Below are 1,233 nucleotides of genomic sequence, written 5' to 3'. Positions count from 1 at the left end.
GTGTCCTCCAGCGATAATCCTTGGGATCGCAGATGATGGACGTGGCGAGCACCATGGTGAAATTCAATCTGAAAGGCGTTGTCGAAGACAGGGATCGGCACGGCAATATCCGGCTGTACTTCCGCGCACCGGGTAGAAAAAAGATCCGTCTGCGAGAAAAGCCGGGTTCAGCCGAGTTCCACGAAGAAGTGCGCTGCGCGCGAGATGGCGTTCCCTATGCTTCGGCTCAGAATGTGGTCAGGCCTGTAGCCAGGCCAGTGGCCCCTCGCGGCAGCCTGATGTGGCTTTGCCAGGAGTATTTCCGGCGCGGTGGGGCAGAGGTCGGCGAAGGCACGATGCTTCGACGACGAACAATACTCGAGGGCGTTTGCAACCTGCCTCACCCGCTGAGCGGGCCAGTCAATCCGGACTTCTCGACGAAGGGTTCATTACCATTCGCGGCCATGAAGCGGGCTCACGTCAAGGAGCTCCGTGATACCCGGTCAGACGCTCCGGGGGCAGCCAACAATATTACAAAAGCCATTAGCGCAATGTTCGCTTGGGCCAAGGATGCCGAGATGGTCGAGGTCAATCCGGCAAACGGAATAAAGCGCCTGACTTCGGGCAATGGCGAAGGTTTCCACACCTGGGAAGTGTCGGAGATCGTCCAGTATGAGAAACGGCATGCGCGCGGCACTATGGCTCGTATGGCGCTGGCGATTTTCATGTTCACAGGTTTGCGACTGTCCGATGCAGCAATCTTCGGCAGACAACACATTACCCAGGTTCGCAACAAGGATACCGGGACCTGGGAGAAGTGGATCAGGATCAAGCCTGGCAAGACCGACAAGAGCAAGGTGCGCAAGGAAGCGATTGTCGTCGAACTGCCTCTGCTCCCAGAACTCGAGGATGAGCTTTCCTTCGCCCCGGCCGGCAACCTGACATTCCTCGTCACCGAGTATGGTCGGCCTTTCTCGGAAAACGGCCTTGGCAACAAGATGCGCCAATGGTGCGACGAAGCGGGACTCCCGGGCTGCAGCGCCCACGGGGTCCGCAAGGCAGGCGCCACCGTTGCGGCAGAAAACGGAGCCACACATGAACAGCTGAAGGCGATTTACGGCTGGACGACGTATCAGCAGCCCGATCATTACATCCGCAAGGCACGCCGCCGGATAGTGGCGCAGTCTGCCCGGACGCTTCTGATATTCGATCGAAACGAGAACGAAAATGTCCCACTTTTGGAGGGGGTGGAAG

General features: G+C 58.4%; 1 protein-coding gene. It reads left to right on the top strand.

The annotated features are described in order from the left end of the window. Positions 1-32: 32 nt before the first annotated feature. A partial coding sequence (locus EN879_RS36375; RefSeq protein WP_245493938.1) for a tyrosine-type recombinase/integrase occupies positions 33-1,233 on the top strand: 1,201 nt, incomplete at its 3' end.

The organism is Mesorhizobium sp. M7A.F.Ca.AU.002.02.1.1 (genome assembly GCF_003998535.1).
GTDB lineage: Bacteria > Pseudomonadota > Alphaproteobacteria > Rhizobiales > Rhizobiaceae > Mesorhizobium > Mesorhizobium ciceri.
The sequence above is the reverse complement of the archived record's forward strand: the minus strand, read 5'-3'. Positions and strand labels throughout refer to the sequence as shown.